This window comes from Paraglaciecola sp. (genome assembly GCF_039942875.1).
Taxonomy (GTDB): domain Bacteria; phylum Pseudomonadota; class Gammaproteobacteria; order Enterobacterales; family Alteromonadaceae; genus Paraglaciecola.
In genome coordinates this window covers 58,519-82,764 of record NZ_JBDVBQ010000051.1, presented here as the reverse complement: position 1 = coordinate 82,764, position 24,246 = coordinate 58,519, and the positions used below count along the sequence as shown (strand labels likewise).

Genomic DNA, 24,246 nt, shown 5'->3' with positions numbered 1-24,246 from the left:
AAATTATTTTTCCTGTAAGTGCTGGCTTAAGATAGCCGTTTTTTTAGCCATTCGAACTCTCGCTTTAATGAGAGCTTGAGTAATCGCCTAAAAACTGTTGTTATCACGGCTGTTGCCAATGAAAGCTTTTGATAACTAGCTTTCGGCCACTCCTCTTTTAGGTTATCAAACTCTACTTTTGGGGCATTTTGATAAAATGCTACAGCACCGTAATTTTGCATAGTTAACACTAAAATTCGAGTATAGGTTTTGGTTTCTGAATCGTTAAGTCTTTTGGCTACATAGTCTTCAAAGTATTTAGCTTTTGTTAAATACTCTTTATTTTTCTCAGGGGAAAAGTAATAAGCACTCGCTAATACATGCGCTTTTCTTAAATCTTGAGCTGTCCATGTGTCATTGGGGTATTCCAATATGTCAGGCTTTTCTAAGTAAGGGTATTCATGAGCTAACATCCATTGAGCATAATTTAAAAGGCTGTCTCTACAATAATAAAAGCAATCATCTAATTGGCCTTGATTCAGTTTTAAATGTAAGTAACGACTCATTGCCTGTAGTAGCACAGTATAGAACCAAGTGTTCTCAACATCCTGTAGTGACCTTTGTGCCACTTGCTCGGTGGGGTGCACTGTATGAGTAATGATGTGCTCGACTTTATTTAAAAATGTTTTATCTTTTGTTAATTCGTAACTATCTAACAATGCAACTAGGTAATTTGCAGTGCCTCTATCCAATGGATATTGTCCTGTAAAATGATTTTTAATACCCGAGATGTGTCTGTTTTTAAAGGCTAATAGTAGCTCTAAACAAGTTCCTGATCCCTCATATACATTGGTTATCCAATTAGTTAATGTGAGTACAGCGCTTTTTGAACTTTCATTTGCGGTTAAAAAGTAATGCAGCATTAATCCTGTTGTATAGCAATGTTGCCCGCCCGGGCCTCCACCACCGGCATGATCTTGGTAGGCGTCACTATCTTGATGTTTTGAGTAAGATCGGTGACTCGATGTATGGGCCGCTAGGTAATGATCTGTGTGCCAAAATAAGCCCCCATTATATTCGTTTTTGTCTTCTTGGGTTTGGTAAATATCTATGTCTTTAATATGCCGGGCTAGGTCATCTGCTAACTCAAACCATTGAGGTTTTCCGGAGGCTAAAAATTGTTTTATACAACCCATTAGAGGGTCATATTGGTTGTTATAATGGGAAACAAATATATCTTTACCTTCATGACCTGCAGTTTCATGGTCTGCATAGATATCGCCAAAATTTCGCCACCCATACTCGTCTAGTTTTTCTCGTTTTACGAAGAAGCTATTGTCTCCGTTAATTCCTGTTTCTATCAGGTTACTAAGTAATTCATTTTCATGAAATGACGCTAATGGATATAACACTTTTGTTAATTGAAGCCATTGAAATGGAACATTGACCTGGTGCGTATGGTGTACCCATTCTAAGGTGTCGGAGTCGTCTCCAAAACCTAACCACAATACGTGGGACTTTTTCTCTCCTGCCTGTAGTTCATGTTGTAAGCCTTCTTTCTGAGGAAAGACACTTACATTAATATTTTCAGAAGACAACTCGATTCCGTTAGGGAAATTTTGCCAAAATTTCTCTAGGGTAATGGCGAATTGTTTATCAGCTTTTATTGTAGGCGTGGCTCTTTGACCTTGATGTATAACGTGGTCACTCTCAACGCTTTGGTACCCACAAATTGAATGTGGGACCTTGTTGAAACGATCTAAGTGCACGGGGCTATTCCAATTTTCTCCACCACTAGAAAACTGTTCTATTTTTATGGCTTTGTTATCTATGCTTTGCCAATTTGCCATTAACTCTGTTTGATAGCTTAGGGCTGACTTGTCAAATTTTCTAAAATTAAATATTAATGATTCAAAATAAAATGAATTAGGATCGCCTAAATCCCAATGACCATTTGGATGGGCTGCAGCTTTAGGATTATGAATTGTATGTTCTATTTTTACATAAGAGCTGAATTTATAGAAAGTGAGCTCAAGTTCGAATTCTGTCTGTCTTTCAGATCCAGGTGAATGATGATAACCACATAACTTAACTTTTATAGTACTTGCCAAACCATCATTTAAGTTTTTGTATGTCTCTATAGCAGTGCTAGTCACTTTACCTGTTAATGGTGTGTTTACATCTTCCTTAAGGCTTATATTGGATAATTCAAGTAATGGGTGAGTTGCTGTTCCATCAATTGCTTTTATGGATAGTGACACTCTTTCGGTATTGATTACATAGCTATGTATACAGTTATCTAACTCCAAGCTATTACCATTTTCAATGACTTTGAAATCATCTGATGCTTTTAAAAGTGACTGTTCTTGAAGGTATACAACAACTGAGTAATTATTTTGCTCTTGGGATTTTATAAAAAAGCTGGCAAACATCCATTTAACGCTGCCATCGGGCCAGCTTCCACATACTTTTACTGAGCAGTCAATAGCATGGTCATCAGAAAACAGGCGAACCTGCTTTATATTACCGACTAAAGCTAGAGGGAAAGGAACTGCAAGCTCATATATACCATTCTCTTTAATTTCCGTAGAAGTTATTTTAAGTGGAATAACGTGTTTATCAGAATGTTCGAAATTCATATTACTTGCTACTTTTTATAAAGTCAGAATAAAGGCTCAATATTTGCCGTTTTATAGCTCTTAATTTTTCCCTACACAGGGGGAAGGCTGTTGGACGATAAAAGCATACCAATTCTTGTAAGGATACAGGTGTATTACTCATTGAGCGTTTATACCTAGCTTCTCCAGCGAGGAAACTATAACAGTTAGCGCCATTATTAATGGCCTCATTAATTAATAAGGTATGGATTACTAATCCTATTTTGACTTTATTATCTCGGTTATTTTTGATAGCAGATAAATAAAAATACCATTTTTCGGTGTTTTTTATGATGTATACATATGCAAGAGGTTTATTGTCTAAATTTAAACTATAGAGCCTGCAATGTTCACCTTCTATGTCAGCATGCAAATTATCGGAATGAAATTTTGTAAATATAGGATTGCTAAAGCCACTACCAAATTGGGTATTTCCCCATTTCTTAATATGAATTTTTGAAATTTCTTTTAAATACAAATTCTTTTCTGTTCGAGTAATTGCTTGTTTTAGCTCGATACTTCCTTGCTGAGTTAATAATTTGAGAGATCTATTTATTTGTGAGCGAGTGTTTTTTGAAAGATCTTTTAGATAGTCATCTGAGTCTTTTATATTTATTAAGTTAACTACAAAATCTGGGGAGCATATATCCACTCTTTTAAATTCGAGTACTTCACTAAATTTGTTTACAGTATTTTCGGTAGCCATGCCTAAATAAAGTTCATCCCATAAACCTTTGTTTTCTTTTAAAAACATCAGTATGGCTTTCCGTATGATATCTTTATTTTTATCTGCTAATAAAAAGTCATTGTGCTCTATCCAGACTTGGTCGTAATCCTGCTGTCCAAACCGATGTAACCAAAGTTGTTTGAGCTTTGTACCAATTACAGTCCTCTCTTGCCTTTCACAAAACAAGGCTAGTCCTACAATATTACCAGCTTCGCGAGCTTCGATTAGATGAGGAATTTTTGGTAAAGAGCTTAACCATGAGTTGATCCAATAGATATTGTGAAAAGGTGATGCAGAAGAGATCTTAATTAATGCTGACCACTTTTCTTGAATTTCCACAAGGTTATCTGGTTGGTAATATTTAATTTTAATATCTGAAAACACTACGGTACCCAAATGCTAAGTGATTTAATGGGCAACTTACGCTTGCTAATTAACAAAGACGTCAACACTTTTTAAACTTTATTTTGCTTGCGCAGTTCATCAATTTGCGTTCTTTGTTCGGCATTTTTAGGCGAAATGTTTTTTAGTATTTCTAAGACTGTTTCAGTATCGCCTATTTTAGTGAGTAATTGAGCATAGTGAATGGCAACATCTAAATGGGCGTTATCAATTTTATATGCTTTTTCTAATAGTCTTAGAGCACTTTCAGTATCATCTAGCGCTATTTTAACCGCTGCGGCAGTATCTAAGATATCTGGCATAGTGGAAGCAATAGTTAGCGCTTTCTCAGCGTAGACTTCTGCTTTAAATAGCTGATTTTTTTGTAATGCGTGCCAAGCTAAATTATTTAAAGCTATTACGTTTTCTGGCGCCAATTCGAGTATTTTAGAATACTGTTCGTATGCACGATCATCATTGGTTTCAACCATAATATTAGCTAATTGGGTTCGAGCAATGACATCATTTACGGATGAAGCTAAATGAACTTGCAAAAACTCAATTGCAGCTGTTGTTCCATTGGTAAGTTTAATTTGCTCTGATAACCAAATTGCTGTGTTAGATTCTGGCAATAATTGATAACTCGTTAAAAGTAGTTCTTTCGCATTACTATTAGCATTATTTGCCGCTGCAATACGCCCCTGAGCATAAAGACCTGTTGCCGTTTTAAGTAGATTTTGGTCAGTGACTTTTTGTATTGAGCGTTCAGCTAATAATATATTGCTTACTTTTAATTGTAATAAAGCTTCAGCAATATACATTTGGTTATTCTGATTTTTACTATTCCACAAGCTTAACTCTTCAATTGCTTGAGTAATATGCCCAGATTTTTCTAAAGCAATGGTTTTAAAATATATAGCTGAAACACTATTTGGAAAGCTTTTTAACCAAGAATTTAGTGTTTTTATAGTTGACTCAAAGTCAGGTAGGTTCATTTCTGCAAGGGCTAATGTGCGCCAATAAAACTCTGGAAGTTGCTCGTTTTTTTCACTCGTTTTTAATAAATTTACAGCCTGTATATACATACGTTCTGAATTATAGACTCTTGCTAGGCCAATTTTGAATTCCCTTGTAGAGTAGGTTTCATACTGCTTTTTAAAGTAGTTTACGAACTCAGCTCCTTTCCCTTGCTCTTTTCTAATTAGATATAAGTGCAGATAAGCTCTAACATCATTCGGTTGAATCTCAATGTATTGTTCCATTTTTTTAGCTGCTAGCTGAGGCTCACCCTCGGATAACAATTTGTTTTTTAAAAAAAGGTAAGCTCGAAAATTACTCTTATTGATTAACAAAGAGTCTAAGTATGCTTTTGCTGCAAGTTCTAATTTGCCTTGTTTATAATAGATGTAAGCTTCTAAGTTCTTGGTTTCAACATTGTGAGGCTCGTCAGCTTGCCAATTTAAGGCTAAATTAATGGCCTTATCGAACTCATTAATTTGTATATAAGCCGTTGCTAGCATAAGTTTAGCTTGTAGTTGATTAGAGTTTTTTTCTAAAGATTCTTTTAAGTCATTAATACCTGTAAGGTCATTAACTGATAATTTTAATTGTCCTAGACGAGTAAGCATTTCATAGGAGCCATCTAGTGTTGATTCTGTTTTTGCTATTAAGTCTTTAGCTTTATCAAGTTGACCACTTTTCATTAGTCCATAACTAATTGAAGTATAAAGCTCGAAATCCTCTTCAGCCGATGTGCTAACTTGCTCCAAAGTTGTGGCTGCATCTTCAAAATTTCCAACTTTCAATTGAGCTATTGAGAAAATTTTATGAATTGGATGGTTGATTGGGGCTTTTTTTACTAGATACTCTAGATAACTGTATGCTTGCTCATAGTTCCCTAATTGCATAGCGCTAACTCCAGCAATAAACTTGGTAGTGTCTTGCTTATCACCAAATTGTAATGCCTTCTCTGAGTATTCTTTTGCAAGTAAGAAGTGTTTGTTTTCGAATTCAACAACTGCTTTTAACTGGTTTATTAAAGGTTGATTAGGAAACAACGCTAGCAGCTTTTTCAATTCAATATTTGCTTTATCATAGTTTTCAGCTCGAACTAACGCTTGGGCATAGTAAATTCTAGACCAGTGGGCATTTGCGTAATAGTTTAGATAAATTTCTAAAGTAACAGCTGATTCGGTAAACCTTTGTTGTAAATAATGAATGCGACTTTTTAAAACTAAAGCTTCTGCGAAATCTGGTTCTATTGAGAGTATGTTGTCGAGTAGCTTTATACTGCTATTTAGATCTTGGTCAAGATACGCAAGATAGGCTTTAGCGAGACTTTGATATTTATTATATTTTACATCTTCTTCGATTGCTGATGTAAACCATGCTCTAGCTTTGTTAGTGTAATTTTGTTCTATGTAAGAAATACCTTTATAAGTATTACTAGCGATTTTAAGAGAAGGACTAGTTGTGCTAAGCGATTCTAAATAATGTAACGTATCCTCTACTTTATGTTGCATCGCTAATGATTTTAAGTACTTTAGGATTGTTTTGTCATCTTGTAAACCAAGCTCTAACGCACGTCTTAGCTCCTTTTCGGATAAAGTAGCTAAACCTTGACTAAGATACAATGTGCCTAATTTGGCTCGTAAATTTTTATCTTGAGGATATTTTTTTATGGCCGATTTCAATGTTATCTCTGCATCATTAAGTTTTTCTTCCGCAATATAAACGTTTGCTTGCTCTATAAACTCATGTGAATTTTTTTGTTCACAGCTCGAAAGTATCAATAGAATAAATGCAATTTTAACAGCGCTTTTTATCATCCCTTTTCCCTTTAGTAGGCGGTTCACTTTAGGTGTATATCACAATTTACCTGTACTAAGAGTGTATCGACTCGTAATCATAAAGACTACAAAAATAAGATTGTTATACGCCTAACATTATAGCAAATAATTGAATTTTCTTGTGTTTTCATATTTTTTAGTGTTTTAAATGTGAGCTTGTAGAGGCAGGGATTGTTTGAATTTACATCTAATATCACAAAGGGTTAAAACTTAAGTTTTCCAAACTAGTGTTTGAAGTATTAGATTGAAATCAATTTGAAGGGATGCATCGTATATTATAGATGAGTTAGTTGCTGAATATTCTCAGCCCTACAATTAGGTACATGTGTTTTTAGCAAGGTAAAGTGAAGTTACTAAAATGATTTTTGTGCATAAAAAAAGGCTCATTAAGAGCCTTTATTAGAACAGTGAATATTATTTTTTTCTTCTCGCCAATCCACCTAGACCTATCAAACCAAGACCTAATAGAGCAATTGATGCAGGGGCTGATACTTCAACCGGTACCAATTCAGAATCTATTCTAAACTCGGCAACTAATTGGTTGGACATTTCTTCAGTTGTTAAGAAACCAATACAGCCTGCTTCTAAACCAATAGTTACACAAGCAGTGTCAGTAATTAATTGAAGACCAGATAATACCGTGGTTATAGTGTATTCGTAATCATCTAAAATGAAGCTACCTGAAAACTCTACATTACCACCGACAATGTCAAAGTCTGTGGTATCAGATGTAATTGCAAAAATATCCGCACAACCATTTAGGTTTACACCGGTGCCGTTTAAAGTTCCATCAGGGCAGATTAAAGTATCATCTAACACCGCTTCATCTACGGTGAAGCCTCCACTTAAATCATAATCCACACCATTAATAGTCTCTAAGAAACTAATTTCAAACCCTAAAGTAGGGGCATCTATTACTAGCGCAGGCCCAACGTAAGGAACGCCATCTAACTCGGTAGCAGTTAGTTGTAATGCGTCTAAAAAGCTCGCGCCAATTAAAAGGCCGTCACCTGTTCCTACTACCCAGTTATTGTGGAATAAATCAGTACCTTGCTCTAGGCCTCCATTTGTAACAACTGTACCTAGTACAGGGCTAGCAGATTGGAAAGAGCTTTGGATGTCATCAACACCACCGTTTATGACTACGTCTCCGCTTGTGAGGCCTTCACCCCAAGTAAGATCGGTAGAAGCCGGAACTCCAAGTAAGCCGTTTGGCGTAGCGTCACCAGATGCGGTTACACTTCCGCCGGTAGTTTGAGTGAAGTCAGTGAAGCCTGCTTCGTTAATATAATTCCAAGATGTAATTTGTGCTGCGTTAGCGGTACCTACTACAGCTAACGTCATTGCTGCGAATACCGTATTTAACTTTTTCATTGTTATTTCCTTTTAGTAGCTAGTTAGCTGAAGTAATGCCAACTAGCTAAAGCATGTAGTGTGCCATAAAAAAATAATGCATGTTAAACAAGGGGTTAGGTTTTTTTGTGGCTGTTTAATATAGTGTTATGTAAAAAAAATGGACATAAATACGCCTAATTATTAATTAGGTTTGTGGCCAGTTTTATTTTTAACCTTTGTAATAAGCCGTTATTACCAAAGGGCAGATAAGTCTTCTTTAGTTTGTTTTTGTAGGCATCAAAATGGAGCCCTGTCGGTGCACATAAAACCTTTCCCCGTTTTAATAATATTTTTAAGGCATAAGTTCCTGCGACACCTGAGCACATCTTTACAGCCATCGGCATTGAAGGGCCTGTTTCTTTTTGAAAATTCGCACTTTCGGGAATGACTAAATAATCTCTTTGTAATAATGATGGTGAGAGGCCCACTAAAAAACGTATAAGTTGCTCATTTCTGCTGTGCTGCTCAAATCTGAAGTATTCTTCATAGGACATTTTACCGGGCATGAAGCACAGAAAAGCGACTCCCATACCTATTGGGGCCGCGGTGACGTAAGGAATTTTAAATTCTTCACATTTTTTGAATACTAGCTTTCTAGCATCTAATGCAAAAAAATCTAGGCTATCAATATATAGATCTACGCCAAATAGAAAGTCATCTACATTATGCTTGTTGATCCCATCATTAAATGATTTAATTTGCGAATCGGGATTTATGTCTTTGGCAATGTTTTCCATTACCGCAGATTTGGGTTGATTGATTGTAGATAAAAATGCTCCGGCTTGGCGGTTGAAGTTATGAACTTCAAACTTGTCAAAATCTGAAATGTTAAACTTTTCAACGCCTAGTCGAGTCATAGTAATGAGGTGTTCTCCTCCTACTCCTCCAGCTCCCGCAATTGCAATCCGTTTAGAACGTAATATTTGCTGTTCATCTGGCGTTATCCATCCAATATTTCGAGAGAAGGCACGGGTATAGTCAAACATTTTTAAGTTCCTTGAAGGCTACAAATAATCAATTCAAGCTATTTTAGTAGAACTGGCTTACTTAGCGTTAAATTGATCACTAATATCTTTTTCTATTACACTTAGTATGCTTTTGAAACCAGGAGTCAAGCCTGAAAGAAGTAATTCTCGATTGATATAATACGGAGCCCTTTTACCGTGATATTCAACTACTGGCCCAACTTTTGTAAATACTATACCTACAAACTTTAAACTTCTAGCAAGTCTAGGTTCCATCATTACGAAGCAATGCTTTATCCCCATATTTAAACAAACGGAAGCTGCAGAAAGGTATAAGCCTACTGCTATAAAAGGGAAGCACCTTAGTTCTTTTTCGGAATAATTATATTCATTAATTGAACCCGTAGCAGAGCCTTTAAATTTATCAGTTGCTCTTTTTCTAAACTGTTTAGGGATGGCAAGTCGAGATATTTCACATACTTCCTCTCTTGGAAAGTCCGAAGGATGTACACTTTTTTCGTTAATTGCGCTTAGGCAAAACTTCTCAATGGGAAGCATTTGCTTTGGATCTTTACTGGTTACAATTCTGACGGTACCAGCAAAGGTTCCTGTAGGTTTATGCTTAATTAGGCAAGGAACTGCTCTTGTATCAAATTCGTCACTCTCTTCATTCGTAGATTGAAGCTTCTCAAACTTTAGTTCTTCACAATATACCTTATGTCTAATTTTATATGACTCAGACTTATGACCTTTATTAATAGCAACGACAGCAGATAGGTATTCTGAAAAATGCTTGGATATTTGGTTTGCTTGCCTGCTAATCGCGAAGTTAATGAATAGCTTAACAAGCGGACCAATTATTGGCTTCCCAGCGTACTTTCTTAATTTTTTCACTATTTTTTGAATCCCTAACTAAGGCTCCAGCTCCATTATAAGTTAAGATTGAAATTTGAATTGAGCCAAAGATGAATGTTAACTCAGTTCTAGTTATTTATCATAAAACTTTTGTTAGCCACGTGTTTAGCGTAGGTAGTTTTGGTAAATTAGCCCAAGGTATTCATGCAGGGCTCTTTCACTTCTATATAAGCTAGATGCATTAGGTAAGCCTAGTACTGGTTCAACATTTTTACGACTCAAGTGTTCAACGGGTATTGGTAGTACCTTAATATTATAGTCTTCGAAATAAGTGATAGCGCGGGTTAAGTGGCTTGCTGAGGTAACTAACGATATGTACTTGCCATCGAGCATTTCTGCAAGAGCAGCGACTTCAGTTTCTGTATTATTTCCTTTGGCGTTTATGAAAATGTCATTGGCATTTACCCCCATAGTCGTTAGGAACTCCCGATTATGTGCAGCTTGTGAATAGACATCTCTTCTACCTAAAATTCCACCGGCTAGGTAGATTGGTTTATTGACTGATTGATACATTAATGCAGCATAATGATTTCTCTGCATAGAGCAGTTTGGCCACCTAGAAACAAAAGGTAAGTCATCATCTTCAACGTAGTTACACGCTAAAATAACAATCGCATCTGTTTGTTGCCAAGCTTTAGATTCAATTTTTATTGTGGGGTAGGGGTCTTCTAAATGTTTAATCAACATGACACTTGGGTAGGTCATTGAACAAATTAATAACCATCCTACAGGCAGAAATGAGACGAACGACAATAATTTACTGTTAAAGATTAAACAAGCAAACCTGAGTAATACAAACATCAGTGTCGAATGGACCAAGGGGGAGCTAAGTGACGTTGCTATATCTGCTAACATACGGTTTGAAATTTTTTTGATTTTTTGATGTTACTGTATTTCATAAAATGTTTTATACCAAGTAACAAACTCTCCAATTCCTTTATCTAAATTGGTCTTGGGTTGATAGCCTGTGTCATTTGTTAGCGCAGAAATATCGGCATATGTATCAGGTACATCACCAGCTTGTAGTGGCAACATTTCTTTCATAACTGTTTTAAGCGCCCTTCCTTAAGAGTTACATCATAATAATCGTTCATGTTATCGATACCTACAATAGTATCTCCGCGGCTTAGCAGATATTTAGTAACGTGAAACCCAATAAATCCAGCAACTCCGGTAACTAGAACTTTCATAAAAAATACCCTTAGAACTTGTTTAAGATCTTAAATACCTTAAACGTAAAAATATAAATGGAATGCAAAGCCAATATTTGTGATTATAACCAGATATTTGCTCGTAACTGTACCGATTATGATGGTAAATAAAATATTTTTATTTAGTTTAAAGGTTTTCTTATCTGCATGGCTGTTATCAAATCCGACTTTCGCTACTAAACTAAGCGATCTCGTTTCGAACATTAAGCCATCAATTGTAGGGGTGGGGTTATATGACCCATTAGGTACGCAAACTCATCAATTAATGGGGAGTGGCTTTGTGTTTGGAGATGGTTCATTAGTTGCTACCAATTATCATGTTGTTTCTATTGAATTAGACCCTTCGAAAGTGCAACACCTCATTATTTTCTCAGGTCAAGGCCGTAAACCAAAAATCCAAAAGGTGAAAGTGGTTGCCACAGACCCTCTGCATGATTTAGCAATTCTTAAATTAGAGAAAGCCTTAAAACCTATAACATTGGCAACTGATGAATATGCGCCAGATGGGACAGAAATTTTACTTACTGGGTTCCCTATAGGTGCAGTATTGGGGTTATTTCCAGCTACGCATAGAGGCATAATTGCTGCTACTTCACCAGATGTCATTCCATCAGCCAATTCTCGAGGGTTATCCACAAACATTCTCAAAAGGTTGGATGAGCAGTTCTTAATATATCAACTTGATATAACAGCTTACCCAGGTAATAGTGGTAGTCCAATATATGATTCTGAAACAGGGGAAGTCATAGGTGTGCTAAACAAAGTATTTGTTAAAGAATCAAAAGAGTCTGTACTGGAAAAACCATCAGGAATCAGTTACGCCATACCCATAAAATATTTGAAAGCTCTCGCCAAAAGCAGCGGCTATTCTATATAATTGGAAAAATTCCATTAAGTGTCTATTATATTTACACTAATGATATATTTTGATTTTTTATTTATTAAAATCAATGCCTTGTAAATTGGTTTGCTTTTTGCATTAAGTGGTAAAGTTTAAGAATTCATAATACGGATGGTGAATAGTTGTGAAACATAATAAGCAAAGTATTGTAAAAGAAACAGAATCTACGGACTCAAGAAGGAAGTTTTTAGTTAAAAGCACAGCTACTGCTTTAGTCGCGACTTTACCCATTAAAACAAGTTGGGCTAGAAGTGGCGGTCATGGTGGTGGGTGTATGGTTTCTGGCAACTTGTCTGGTAACCAGTCTGCTGTCTGTGAAGCTGTTGTTGTTTCAGGTAAGTCACCGGAAGATTGGTACGATGATTGCCGTTCTAGTAAATATGTAAGTGCAACCGCTCGAACCGCATCTACCACGCCTTGGGGAACAATTTTTAGTTTTACACCTACTTCTGGTTATAGCCGTGGCGGTTATAAGAATAAATATAATAGGTCGAGTGTTAGCTCTTCTAGCTCTTTATATGAAATTTTAGAAAGAGGCGGAGACTTGGAGCAAAACTTGGTTGCAGGATACTTAAATGCTTTAGATAACCGTTACCCTCTAAAGCCTGGCGTGACAGCTGAGATGTATGCTTCAATGTTAGAAGCCGAGGCAGAGAATGACGAAGCTGCATTAATTCAAGCATTGCAGCAAACCTATACTTATAGCGGTGGTTCTAGACGTTAAGATCTAATTCGATATGTTTCATGTTTCTCCATCCGTTTTTATTTATAACGCCAGCGACCAGTCTGGCGTTTTAGTATTTGTTCCTGCGTTAGGTAAGGTTGTAACTTTGACCTCTAAGGTTGGATTTGTTTTATTGGCCTTAAAGAGTGAAGAAAGTTTTGATTTCACAACATTTAATTCTAGAATTGTGGAAATTGAGTCTGCTCAAGTGAAAGAAGTTTGGCATACTCTAATATCAGAAGGTATTTTGATAGAGGAAATTTAGTTGCAATTAAAAGAGTTGGAATATGGAGACCTTTCTGAAAAAATGCGCAAAGGTAATATCGGTATTGATTTAGGCGTAGCCTCATTCCGAGTTAAATCAAAATTACCAGACGTTCAAAAAGTATTTTATGAATTATATTCTGACTATTCAATTGTAGGTCAGGATGATCCAACCGACTTCCAAGTATCAATTCAGCATTCTTTTTCTTTGAGGCGATGGTTTAAACCTCAAATAAGCTTCTCACTTGACCAATATACTCCGTTTTTGCCCTTACCACGATCACAAGCATACCCATTACTTGAATGGGGGATGAATTGGTGTATGGCAGCGCATCAACATAATTTTTTACTCATCCATGGGGCTATCCTTGAAAAAAATGATGAAGCGCTTATTTTTCCAGCTCCTCCAGGCTCAGGTAAAAGCACGTTATGTGCATATTTAGCTAATTCCGGGTGGCGTTTACTGTCAGATGAAATGACAGTTATTAATCTTGAAACAGGGTTAGCTCATCCGTTTGTCAGGCCTATTTGTTTAAAAAACAACTCTATTGATTTGGTTAAAGAGTGGTTTCCTGATGTTGTTGTTTCAAATATTGCTAAAGATACATCAAAAGGCACAGTTGCCCATGTTAAACCTCCAGAAAGAAGTGTTTTGGATCTCTATAAAACTGCAAAAGTTAGGGCAATTGTATTACCTCATTTTACTCCCGATAAAAAACTGGATATTTATACCCTTAATAAAATTCAAGCTTATGAATCCTTGTCTAGTAATGCATTTAATGAAGGGATGTTAGGGGTGCAAGGGTTTAAAGCAATGACTCGATTAATAGAGCAAACAGATACAGTTGAAATCTTTTATAACGACTTAAATTCAGTTATGGAGTTTTTAACTGAGGGAGTATTTACCCTATGATGTCTCCTATTACACAGCAACTGATTTCTTTAGTAAAAGGTCAAGTACCTAAGACTAATAGGTTGGTAGAATGGGAATATATCATTCGAGTTGCTAGGGAAGTATCCATGTTACCGAGGTTAGCTACTATGTCGGTTGACTTTTCTAACTTAGAAACTTTACCCAGTTATGCATTAAATCATTTTCAAGCAGCTAGATGCTCATCCGAACTATTAAAGCAACATGTCTATTTTGAGGCAGAAGGTTTAGTTAAATTAATTAATAAAATTTCTGATAAGCCGCCCATATTTTTAAAAGGAGCAGCCTACTTATTAGCTAAATATAAAGTAGGAGAGGGCCGTGTTTTTTCGGATATTGATATTTTAGTGTCAAGAGAGTTAGTAGACTCGGTTGAAAACAAGCTTCTTGTATACGGTTGGATCCATGATGAAATTGATGATTATGAACAAATGTACTATCGCAAATGGGCACATGAAATCCCTCCACTGATGCATTGTACAAGAGGAACTCAACTTGATATACATCATAATTTAGTACCTATAATCAGTGGAAAAGCTCCTGATATTGAGCTTTTTAAGAATGATCTGGTGAGTATTTGTGATGGGCAAGCAAAAACATTAGCACCATATGCAATGGTATTGCACAGTGCAGTCCACCTGTTTTATCAAGAAGAGTATCATCACGGTTTTCGTGACTTAAGTGATTTACATTTGATGTTTAGTGAGTTTGGAGAGAGTGAAGGATTTTGGGAGGATCTTTTTCTATTAGCACAGCGAACTAATTTTACTGTTGAGTTAGGTTTAGCATGTCGCTATACAAACTTGTTTTTTAATTCCTCCATACCGGATAAATGGATGTTAAAAAGCGATGATTTTTTGCCTTCAAGATTAACTATGCTGTTATTTGATTGGACATTTTATAGAGTGCTACAACCTCAACATCCTCTGTGTAAGGTTTCATATATTGGGTTAGCTAATTTAATCGCTTTGATAAGAGGGCATTGGATAAAAATGCCTTTGCCTATTCTGATTCAACACGTTTCAACTAAAGCATATAAGGCAATTGGTGAGATGATAGCTGGAAAAGGAGCTTTTAAAAAAAATACGGATAAAAAGCTTCCAGAAAACCTTCCCAAAATATGACTAACCACTAAGTGTTACTTTTCTGTTAAGTCATTACCTGCTTCTGTTATTAACCTTCTTAGCCAGATATGACCAGCATCATGCTGTAATAATGGGCTCCAGGCCATTTTTAATGCAATAGGTGGAATATCAAATGGCGGCTCTAACATAATTATATCCGGGTCTTGAATATATAGTTTTGCCGCTTTACTGGGTAAAGTGGCCACCAAGTTTTGAGCTTTAGCCAGTTGAAGCGCTACATGATAATGTCTTGTAAATACCCGTATGCTTCTTTGTTTACCAATTTTTGTCAGCTCTGCATCTACCCAGCCTAATTTTTGTACTTCTGTTGGATCTATTCCAACACCGACACCAAACCCTGTTTTACTAACCCATATATGCTTACTGGTTAAATAGTTATCTAGATTAAAATTGCTCACAATTGGATTTTGACTGTTTAATACACAGCAAAAAGAATCGTACCAAACTACTTTTTGATGAAATGATAAAGGAAGTTCATCAAAACGATTAATTGCCATGTCTACTTTTCCATGTTCTACATCATGAAAGGTGACATCACTAGGGGTTATTAGGTCTAACGTTACATTTGGGGCTAATTTAGTTAACCGTCTAATGACTTCCATTAGTAAAGTCGATTCGGCATAGTCACTTGCCATGATCCTAAAGGTTCTATTACTTTGAAGTGGGCTAAATTCTACTTCTGGCTTTATGGTTGTTTCTAGCTTTGAAAGTACGTCCCTAATTATGGGTTGTAATTCAATGGCTCGTTTTGTGGGGGTCATGCCGCCACTAGTTCTAATCAGTAAAGGATCTTTAAATAAATCTCGAAGTCTTCGAAGGCCATTACTCATAGCTGGTTGAGTAATGCTTAGTTGGTTTGCTGCTTTTGTAACGCTGCCCTCTCTAAGTAGTACGTCTAGATAAACCAGTAAGTTTAAATCTACTTTTGATATATTCATTATTATTATCTCAAGGCTAAGAGTTATTTAGTATCTGAATTTTACTCATTTTAATTTCTATTTTCATGGATTAAATGCAAATAAGAGGGAAATATTAAATTAACGTTGATTAAAACTGCAAAATTGGGGAAAGGGGTGAACTACTTGAAGACGTCCAAAATCAAAGCACTAATAGCTTTGATTCTGAACATATATTGAATGATGTTTTTCTGATATGACTAATTATATCGTGAATTATCATGCATCGAATTGGTTCATCGTATTGTCTTCTCCAGAGGCCTTTAGTGCTTGTTCGCCTGAGAAGTATTCTTTGTGGTCATCACCAATGTTTGAACCGGCCATAGCTTGGTGTTTAACACATGCTAAGCTTTGTCTTATTTCTTTGCGTTGCACACCTTTTACGTAAGCTAACATGCCCTCATCACCAAAATAGCCTTTCGCTAACTCATCTGTTGATAATGCTGCAGTATGATATGTTGGCAAGGTTATTAAGTGGTGGAAAATGCCCGCTTCACGAGCAGCATCGGCCTGGAAGGTTTTAATTTTTTCATCAGCTAATTGAGCTAATTCAGAGTCGTCATATTGCTCTGACATTAAAGCGGCTCTATCGTAACCTTTTATATCTTTGCCACTTTCTAACCAAGCATCGAATACTTGCTGGCGGAAGTTAAGAGTCCAGTTGAAAGATGGCGAGTTGTTATATACCAGCTTGGCATTAGGTACAGTTTTCCGAATCGCTCTTACCATATCACCAATTTGCCCAACGTGAGGTTTTTCCGTTTCAATCCATAAAAGGTCTGCACCATTTTGCAGTGAGGTAATGCAATCTAAAACAACGCGATCAATACTCGTATTATCTTTAAACTTATATAAACCGTTAGGTAAACGTCTGGGTTTAACTAGCTTACCGTTTTGTTTGAGAACTGAGTCACCTTCATTTAAATCTTCTATTGAATTAACATCAGAGGTATCCAGAAATGCATTGTATTGGGCGGCTAAGTCTCCTGGACTTTTTGATACAGGTATTTTTTGGGTTAGGCTTGCTCCTAGAGAATCCGTTCTCGCTACGATGACGCCATCATCTACTCCCAGCTCAAGAAAAGCATACCGTACAGCATTAATTTTCGCTAAAAAGTCTTCATGTGGAACCGTTACCTTTCCGTCTTGGTGACCACACTGTTTGGCATCTGAAACTTGGTTTTCAATTTGAATACAGCAAGCTCCCGCTTCTATCATTTTCTTTGCTAACAGATAAGTTGCTTCTTCGTTGCCAAAGCCTGCATCAATATCCGCAATAATTGGTACTATATGGGTTTGATAGTTATCTATAGATGTTTGAATTTCTGTGGTGTCAGACCCTGCTGCTGTGGCCTTGTCTAGCTCAGTGAAAAGGTCGCCCAACTCACGGGCATCTGCTTGACGTAAAAAGGTATATAGTTCTTCAATTAATGCAGGAACGGTTGTTTTTTCATGCATAGATTGATCAGGTAATGGACCAAACTCAGACCTAAGAGCTGCTACCATCCAGCCTGATAGATATAAATAGCTTTTATCAGTTGTACCCTGGTGTTTTTTAACTGATAACATTTTTTGCTGACCCACAAATCCGTGCCAGCAACCTAGAGACTGAGTATATTGACTAGAGTCTTCATCATAATCTAGCATATCCTTACGCATAATAGAGGCGGTATACTTGGCAATATCGAGTCCTGTTTGGAATCGGTTTTGAGTTTTCATGCGAGCAGCATATTCTGGCGTAATTGCACTCCAAGTGCCATTTTGGGCTGACTTTAGAGTGTTGAATTTAGCGATATCTTGTTGATATTGTGACATATGAATATTCCTTAGTTGATGATATTTTGTAACAAGCTAGAATGCGTTAAAGAAATTGCTCTAAACTTGTTGTTGAGATAATCCTATATAGGCTTTGGTTATATTTGAAATCTATATAAAGGATTCTCATTATTTATTTTGTGAATGTTTGGTGGGCGTTTTATGAACAATTTAAAGGTGTTAATGCAAAGTTTAAGACTTTGTTTTAATTAAAAGACTTGGTTATAGTTTGTTTTAGAATGTTAATTAGAGAGTATCTATGTCAGAGCTAATGTCATCAATTGACCAGCGCACACAACTAGTGGGCGAGAATAGGTTAGAGTTACTCATGTTTAAATTAGGCACTAGGCATACGTTTGCATTAAACGTGTTTAAAGTCAGAGAGGTGATTACAATCCCTCCAATGAATCAAATGCCCGGGGCTCATAAAAACTTAAAAGGGGTCACAAATTATAGAGGAGCATCTATCCCTGTAATTGACTTGCGTGCGGCCATTGGAATTAATTTAAACGAAGAAAAATATGCGCCCGAGAATGTCATTATTACTGAATATAATAGAAGTGTTCAAGGCTTCTTAATAGGTAAGGTGATGCATATTATCAATACTTCTTGGAGTACTATTCAACCCCCTCCAAGTACTGCTGGCAAAAACAACTATTTAACAGCGATTACGCATGTTGAAATGGGTAACGATAGTGAATTAGTTGAAATTATAGATGTGGAGAAAGTACTTGCGGAAATTGTAGAATATGACACGTCTATTTCTGAGGATGTGCTAGATACAAACGTTTCAATTCATCTTAAAGGTAAAAAGATATTAGTTGTGGATGACTCGGCTACAGCTCGTTGGCAAATCAGAGAAACACTTGGTCAACTTGGTCTCGAAATTATTGAAGAAAAAGATGGTTTAAGAGCTTTAAATCGACTCAGAAAGTGGGCTGATGACGGAAAAATAGTAACAGATGAGATTTTAATGATGTTTACAGATGCTGAAATGCCAGAAATGGATGGATATCGATTAACCTCTGAAGTTCGAAAAGATCCACGGATGAGTGAGTTATTTATCGCCCTGAATACCTCTTTAAGTGGCAGCTTTAATGAAGCTATGGTTAAAAAAGTGGGTTGTAATCGATTTATTTCCAAGTTTCAACCTGATTTGTTAGTCGATGTAGTACAACAAAGAATGAGAGAAGCGCTAAATGCTTGATTACAATTCTTAAGTTTATGTTGTGTCACTATAGTTTCATATAATTTTACATTACTAATCTAGATAGCTCACGTATAATCCTACGCTTTAAATTCATCAGTGGAGATAAGATGAAGCGTATTTTAAGCCTTTTAGTCGCAGGCTTCTGCAGTTCGTTAGCAGCAACTGAAGCACCTAAAAATATCATCATGGTAATAGGCGATGGTATGGGACCTGCATATACTACTGCCTATCGCATGTATGCAGATGATCCTGCTACACCGAAAGTAGAAGAAACGGTATTTGACCGATTACTAGTCGGTATGGCAAGTACCCATCCCGATAGTAATACGGGATATGTAACCGATTCAGCTGCAGGCGCTACAGCATTATCATCTGGTGTTAAAACATATAATGGTGCAATTGGAGTCGATGTAGATAAAAAGTCGGTTCAAACTGTACTGGAGTTAGCTAAAAAGCAGGGGCGTAAAACAGGAGTCGCTGTTACTTCACAAATTAATCATGCAACACCAGCTGGTTTTAGTTCTCATAACGAAAGCCGCCAAAATTATGATGCCATAGCTGACAGTTACTTTGATGAAAAAATTGATAACCATTATGTATTAGACGTTATGTTGGGGGGCGGCTGGAAATACTTTATTCGTGAAGACCGCAACCTAGTAGAACAATTTAAAAAGGCTGGTTATCAATATATTGATAATTATGAACAACTTACTAGTGTTAAGGCTAATACCCCATTGCTAGGGCTTTTTGCTGACGTTGGTTTGCCTTGGGCGCTAGATAGTGAAGGTAAGCAGCGACTACCCACTTTAGCAAAAGCAGCGGTTAAACAGTTAGAGAATAAACAAGGCTTCTTTTTATTAGTAGAGGGCAGCCAAGTTGACTGGGCTGGTCACGCAAATGACGTAGCTGCAGCCATGGCTGAGATGCATGACTTAGCCTTAACGCTTGAATGGTTGGAAGCATATGTAAATAGCCATGACGATACACTTATGGTGATAACAGCAGACCATAGTACAGGTGGCCTTACTATTGGTGCTAACCGAATCTACAACTGGGCACCATCAGTCCTTAAAAACTTAAAAGCCTCTCCAGAGCAGATATCAAAGAAGTTAGTTACTGCTAAAGACAGAGCTACGTTAGCTTCAGATCTATTAGGAGTAGACCTTAGCAGCGAGGAAGAGAAGCAACTTATCGATCTTGAGTCCGATAATGCCAGAGTGTTCCACAAGGCCATTACTAAAATACTTGATAACCGTTCAATAACTGGCTGGACCACGGGTGGTCATACTGGCGTGGATGTGCCGGTAATGGCAATTGGTCCTGGAAGTGAACGTTTCAGAGGCTACTTGGATAACACTCAAATTGCTGAAAATATTTTCGATCTATTAAAAGCTAAATGATGAGCATTAAAACATAGTTATCGTATTTTTATAAAAGAAGAATATGTAAGCCAGCACTAAGCTGGCTTTTTTCTATCTTAAATATTATTGCTCAACCAAAAAATGCTCTAAGTCTTCACCGGTTAGTTTTTTAATTTGAGCAAATATATACCACAAGGCAGCGATTAACATGATCATGCTGGGTATGACGATCACAGGATAACTTAAAGCCGTCATTCTCCCTAGCTCTTCGGTATATGCAGTTGTTCCGGGTGGGCTGACTAAAATTACTTTGGCCAATATATAGTTTAAAGCTGATGATAAGAAGAAAGAACCTGCAACGATAAAAGAGCTAGTGGCCATTTTTTTCTCGAAGGCTGCTGTCGTCCCGGTTCTCTCTAGAGATTCGGAAAGATTCTTCCAGTTTACAATTTGTTCATTTAGAACAAATACTTTTAATAAAGGTTTACTCGTTTTCTGAGTGATTAATACTGCAAGTCCAATAAGGGCTGGTATGCTTGCTTCTTTAATTGCGATATATTCTGCAGGTAACTCTAATAGGCTGATACCGCCAGTTAGGAACACACTTACAATTCCTAAAATAGAGAAGGGGTTTATTTTTCCTGATTGTTTTAAATCCCAGATCCCAAAAGCAATGGGAAATATCAGTGCTGCGACAATACTCCATGCAGGTCCTAGATAGTCATCTCCACTAAGTTTAGTTAAAATAAGAACAGGAATAACAATATTGAAGGCTAAATTACCCAGCATTCCTGGTTGCTTTTTGGCTGTAGATTCGGTCATATGTTACCTAAATTATGCAAAAAATTGCTTCCGTAGAGTATATTAAAGTTAATAACTAGGGGCTAGAAATTTGAACTGTAATCCTTACCCCTTTTATCGTTATCAATTAGTTTTTGTTGCCCATAATTTTGCTGCAGCAAGTCCAGTTAAAAAGCCAAATAAGTGTGATTCCCAAGATACGTATGGACTTGATGGCAAAACTCCCCATATCAATCCCCCATAGAAAAATGCCACCAGAACAGATATCAACATGAGTTTGACTTTACCACTTAAAAATCCAGCTAAAACTAAATAGCCAAAATACCCATAAATTACACCACTAACACCAATATGGCTCGAAGCACGCCCAAACAACCAAACTAAAATCCCAGTTCCTAATACTACCCATAGGCTCACCATTACATAACGTTTTAAACCGTATTGCAGTAACAAATAACTGAAGATACATATGGGAATAATGTTTGAAAAGTAATGCTGTAAGCTGCCATGGATAAAGGGCCCAAGTACGATCCCTTTCAAGCCAGGAATATATCTTGGGATATTCCCTAGCTGATTTAACATACGGCCAGTGAAGAGATTTATAAGTTCTACAATTGTGATTATCACAAATAGCCAAAATATAATTTTAACTTGTTGTGAGGTGTTCATAGGTTTGTTAGTAAGTCTCATTTGCCTAGCAATTACAAGAAGTTGTTGAGCTATTATCACTGAAAATGTTGATTAAATTCATGTCAAATTGTCACAAAATAATATGAGGTAAATAACGGGACATATCCTGTGTAATGGAGGACTTGTCCTCACGTACTGAAATTCCAGCAGCTTTATCATCGACTAACCAAGAACCAATTAAGGTGTGATTATCTGAAAACTGTGGCAAGGCAGAGTATGCCTGATAAATAAAGCCCTCCTCACCATATGGGCCTGTCGCTTGTAACACAGTTTCACCATTTTCAATGATACTAACATTGGCCCCTTCTCTTGAGTAGATAGGTTTTTTAACGAGTTTACTTTCTGTAGCTAAAGACAACTCATCCTCAAAGTAAGAAGGCAGTAGGTTAGGGTGGTTGGGGAACATTTTCCATAACATTGGCATAAGTGCTTTATTAGATAATACTGTTTTCCATATGGGCTCAAGCCAATTTACATTCGCTGTTTCAATGGCACTTCCAAACTCTTCTCTTTGAATAAACTCCCAAGGGTAAAGTTTAAAAAGTGTTTGAATCTTATTGTCGGCTAAGTCGCTAAAACTTCCACATTCACTTAATCCAATATCTTCGATAAAAACAAAGTCATTAAGTAGTCCTGATTCTCTAGCACAATCTTGTAAGTACTGGACAGTGCCTCTGTCTTCGTCGGTATCTTGGCAGCATGCAAAATGCATATGGGTCACATCATAATGTTTAGCGATAGCCGCTAATCTATGGACTAATTTTTCTTGTAAAGAATTAAATTGATCTGCCTGTTTAGCTATATTGCCCGCATCAACTTGTTCTTGTAACCACAACCATTGCCAAAATCCAGATTCATAAAGTGAGGTGGGGGTATCAGCATTATTTTCGTATAACTTAGCTGGTCCAGTACCGTGATAAGTAAAATCTAAGCGAGAATATAAAGAGGGAGCTTGTTGTTTCCAAGAATCACGTATTTGCTCCCAAAATGTATCGGGTATCTGAAATTTTTCCAGCAGAGCTTGATCGTTTACAACCTTATCAACCACATGCAAACACATATGGTGAATGTCTTCAGTGGGAGTTTCTAAGTCTTGTTCGATTTGTTTCAGGGTAAATTGATAATAAGCGGATTCATCCCAATACGGCTCACCATGCATGGTATGAAATTGAAACCCATACTCTTCTGCTTTGCGCCGCCAATTGCTACGTTCATTAATATTGACTCTTAACATTTCAAAACATACTTGATGATAAAACGGTTAAAAAGCATGGATTGGGATTAACCACCCCAGCCACCTTTTTTAGAGCTGCTGCCCCAGCTAGATTTTGCTCTAACGCTGCTACCAAAACCGCCCCGCTTGATTGTTCTGCTAACTGTTGGTTTGGGCTTTAAGGCACTTTCGCTGACATTCATGGTTCGACGACGGTAATCACCAAAATCGTAACCGTCAGCACCTATCCATCGATTTCTATATGGAGAATATCGAGAATAAGACGTGAACATTGGTTGAGAATAGTAACCTCTTGGTGATAACAAGTTACTAAGCATGTAACCCGCCATAAATGGCATAAAAAATGAACCTGAGCTGTTTTGTACTTGGTTACATTGGTTGTATCCAAATTCTGCTTCACAGTCACTCTGGGAATTATATTTAGGGCTTGTACGCTCAGCTTCTTGCAAAGCTTGCTGATAGGCTGCTTCACATTGTGCGGCAGCATCAGGATTGTCATTAGTGCAATCAGTAACATCAGTATATACAGTTGCTTTTTGTTGATCGCCACATGCTGTTAAGCAAATAGCGGCAATACCTAGTGCCAAAGGTTTAACGCTAAACCCTTTGCGCATTCCCTTTAGATTTATATTGTGTGAGCGTTTACTTTTATTGGATTGCATAGGGCTCTCCTAGTAACTCATACAAGCGGCGTTTAACAGCCCAACAGAAATAGAAACTGCAGCTAAAATTGTACCTGCTGATATTTCATTCTTATCAATTCTGTCGGCAATTTTAGGCATAAATGTAAAGCGCAATAGTGCAAAGGCTAAAGACTGTGCAATAATCGCGACTATGCCCCAAATCACAAAGTCTATCAAAAACTCTGAGTTTGCCACTGCGCTCGCCAAAGCAATACTGAAGCCTATCATAGCCCCACCAAAACCAATGGCAGCTGCTTGATTTTTATGTACTTTAACTAACGCCCATTCATCATGGGGAGTCACAAATGCATAGATTATTTTAAATACAAATAACAACAAAATTGAAACTGCAAAATACAAAGCAAAGTTGCTTAACCCTGCTAGTGAGTTTAAAACTGCGTCCATTTTTTATCCTTCTTAATATTGTGCACTCCCAACATATGTGGGGGTAT

General features: G+C 36.9%; 22 protein-coding genes and 1 pseudogene. 7 read left to right on the top strand and 16 right to left on the bottom strand.

All coding sequences use genetic code 11. The features are described 5' to 3' along the window. Window positions 1–26: 26 nt before the first annotated feature. The 9 genes and pseudogenes from ABJE44_RS18010 to ABJE44_RS17970 all read right to left on the bottom strand — a co-directional run. Window positions 27–2,618, bottom strand: coding sequence for a hypothetical protein (locus ABJE44_RS18010; RefSeq protein WP_348111267.1), 2,592 nt, complete (start codon window positions 2,616–2,618; stop codon window positions 27–29). A gap of 1 nt (window position 2,619) precedes the next feature. Then, window positions 2,620–3,747, bottom strand: a complete 1,128-nt coding sequence (locus tag ABJE44_RS18005) for a GNAT family N-acetyltransferase (protein WP_348111266.1) — start codon at window positions 3,745–3,747, stop codon at window positions 2,620–2,622. Window positions 3,748–3,818: 71 nt separating this feature from the next. Continuing rightward, window positions 3,819–6,572 (bottom strand): XrtA/PEP-CTERM system TPR-repeat protein PrsT, encoded by a 2,754-nt coding sequence (prsT, locus tag ABJE44_RS18000; protein WP_348111265.1) that lies wholly within the window; start codon window positions 6,570–6,572, stop codon window positions 3,819–3,821. A 435-nt stretch (window positions 6,573–7,007) separates the two neighbouring features. Further along, window positions 7,008–7,967 (bottom strand): THxN family PEP-CTERM protein, encoded by a 960-nt coding sequence (locus ABJE44_RS17995; RefSeq protein ID WP_348111264.1) that lies wholly within the window; start codon window positions 7,965–7,967, stop codon window positions 7,008–7,010. Between the two features lie 155 nt (window positions 7,968–8,122). Then, window positions 8,123–8,974 carry a ThiF family adenylyltransferase gene (locus tag ABJE44_RS17990; protein ID WP_348111263.1) on the bottom strand — a complete coding sequence of 284 codons (852 nt, stop codon included), beginning with the start codon at window positions 8,972–8,974 and terminating at the stop codon, window positions 8,123–8,125. A 57-nt stretch (window positions 8,975–9,031) separates the two neighbouring features. Continuing rightward, window positions 9,032–9,847: a PEP-CTERM/exosortase system-associated acyltransferase gene (locus ABJE44_RS17985; protein ID WP_348111262.1), complete on the bottom strand. Its 816-nt coding sequence runs from the start codon at window positions 9,845–9,847 to the stop codon at window positions 9,032–9,034. 126 nt (window positions 9,848–9,973) lie between these two features. After that, a complete protein-coding gene (locus ABJE44_RS17980; RefSeq protein WP_348111261.1) occupies window positions 9,974–10,621 on the bottom strand; it encodes a YdcF family protein in 648 nt (215 codons plus the stop codon). A 132-nt stretch (window positions 10,622–10,753) separates the two neighbouring features. Beyond that, window positions 10,754–10,912, bottom strand: a complete 159-nt coding sequence (locus ABJE44_RS17975) for a hypothetical protein (RefSeq protein WP_348111260.1) — start codon at window positions 10,910–10,912, stop codon at window positions 10,754–10,756. Next, window positions 10,912–11,058: pseudogene (locus tag ABJE44_RS17970) on the bottom strand (NAD-dependent epimerase/dehydratase family protein); the annotation flags it as partial. The gene ABJE44_RS17975 and the pseudogene ABJE44_RS17970, both read right to left, overlap by 1 nt. A 121-nt stretch (window positions 11,059–11,179) precedes the next feature. Between ABJE44_RS17970 and ABJE44_RS17965 the strand changes: the two are divergent. The 5 genes from ABJE44_RS17965 to ABJE44_RS17945 all read left to right on the top strand — a co-directional run bounded on the left by ABJE44_RS17965 (window position 11,180) and on the right by ABJE44_RS17945 (window position 15,023). Next, entirely contained in the window at window positions 11,180–11,956 is a 777-nt protein-coding gene (locus ABJE44_RS17965) for a serine protease (RefSeq protein ID WP_348111315.1), read from the top strand. Window positions 11,957–12,104: 148 nt separating this feature from the next. After that, on the top strand, window positions 12,105–12,704 hold the full coding sequence (locus tag ABJE44_RS17960; protein WP_348111259.1) for a hypothetical protein: 600 nt from the start codon (window positions 12,105–12,107) through the stop codon (window positions 12,702–12,704). 13 nt (window positions 12,705–12,717) lie between these two features. Then, window positions 12,718–12,969, top strand: coding sequence for a hypothetical protein (locus ABJE44_RS17955; protein WP_348111258.1), 252 nt, complete (start codon window positions 12,718–12,720; stop codon window positions 12,967–12,969). After that, window positions 12,970–13,881: an HprK-related kinase A gene (locus ABJE44_RS17950; protein WP_348111257.1), complete on the top strand. Its 912-nt coding sequence runs from the start codon at window positions 12,970–12,972 to the stop codon at window positions 13,879–13,881. Next, a complete protein-coding gene (locus ABJE44_RS17945) occupies window positions 13,878–15,023 on the top strand; it encodes a nucleotidyltransferase family protein (RefSeq protein ID WP_348111256.1) in 1,146 nt (381 codons plus the stop codon). The genes ABJE44_RS17950 and ABJE44_RS17945 overlap by 4 nt, the downstream gene beginning before the upstream one ends. Before the next feature lie 14 nt (window positions 15,024–15,037). Here the strand turns inward: ABJE44_RS17945 and ABJE44_RS17940 are convergent, their stop codons facing one another. After that, window positions 15,038–15,982: a LysR family transcriptional regulator gene (locus tag ABJE44_RS17940; protein ID WP_348111255.1), complete on the bottom strand. Its 945-nt coding sequence runs from the start codon at window positions 15,980–15,982 to the stop codon at window positions 15,038–15,040. Window positions 15,983–16,219: 237 nt separating this feature from the next. Then, complete coding sequence (locus ABJE44_RS17935; protein WP_348111254.1) at window positions 16,220–17,815, bottom strand: isocitrate lyase; 1,596 nt, start codon at window positions 17,813–17,815, stop codon at window positions 16,220–16,222. A 259-nt stretch (window positions 17,816–18,074) separates the two neighbouring features. Here ABJE44_RS17935 and ABJE44_RS17930 point away from each other — a divergent pair, with 259 nt between their 5' ends. Both ABJE44_RS17930 and ABJE44_RS17925 read left to right on the top strand, forming a co-directional pair. Further along, window positions 18,075–19,022 (top strand): chemotaxis protein CheV, encoded by a 948-nt coding sequence (locus ABJE44_RS17930; RefSeq protein ID WP_348111253.1) that lies wholly within the window; start codon window positions 18,075–18,077, stop codon window positions 19,020–19,022. Window positions 19,023–19,132: 110 nt separating this feature from the next. Next, complete coding sequence (locus ABJE44_RS17925; protein ID WP_348111252.1) at window positions 19,133–20,425, top strand: alkaline phosphatase; 1,293 nt, start codon at window positions 19,133–19,135, stop codon at window positions 20,423–20,425. Window positions 20,426–20,509: 84 nt separating this feature from the next. Here ABJE44_RS17925 and ABJE44_RS17920 read toward each other — a convergent pair whose 3' ends face one another. The 5 genes from ABJE44_RS17920 to ABJE44_RS17900 form a co-directional block, all read right to left on the bottom strand. Then, window positions 20,510–21,208 carry a VC0807 family protein gene (locus tag ABJE44_RS17920; protein WP_348111251.1) on the bottom strand — a complete coding sequence of 233 codons (699 nt, stop codon included), beginning with the start codon at window positions 21,206–21,208 and terminating at the stop codon, window positions 20,510–20,512. A 102-nt stretch (window positions 21,209–21,310) separates the two neighbouring features. Continuing rightward, a complete protein-coding gene (locus tag ABJE44_RS17915; RefSeq protein ID WP_348111250.1) occupies window positions 21,311–21,877 on the bottom strand; it encodes a rhomboid family intramembrane serine protease in 567 nt (188 codons plus the stop codon). 70 nt (window positions 21,878–21,947) lie between these two features. Continuing rightward, window positions 21,948–23,111 (bottom strand): glutathionylspermidine synthase family protein, encoded by a 1,164-nt coding sequence (locus tag ABJE44_RS17910; protein WP_348111249.1) that lies wholly within the window; start codon window positions 23,109–23,111, stop codon window positions 21,948–21,950. A 47-nt stretch (window positions 23,112–23,158) separates the two neighbouring features. Continuing rightward, a complete protein-coding gene (locus ABJE44_RS17905) occupies window positions 23,159–23,773 on the bottom strand; it encodes a DUF1190 family protein (RefSeq protein ID WP_348111248.1) in 615 nt (204 codons plus the stop codon). A gap of 9 nt (window positions 23,774–23,782) precedes the next feature. Continuing rightward, entirely contained in the window at window positions 23,783–24,199 is a 417-nt protein-coding gene (locus ABJE44_RS17900; protein ID WP_348111247.1) for a DUF350 domain-containing protein, read from the bottom strand. Window positions 24,200–24,246: the final 47 nt, after the last annotated feature.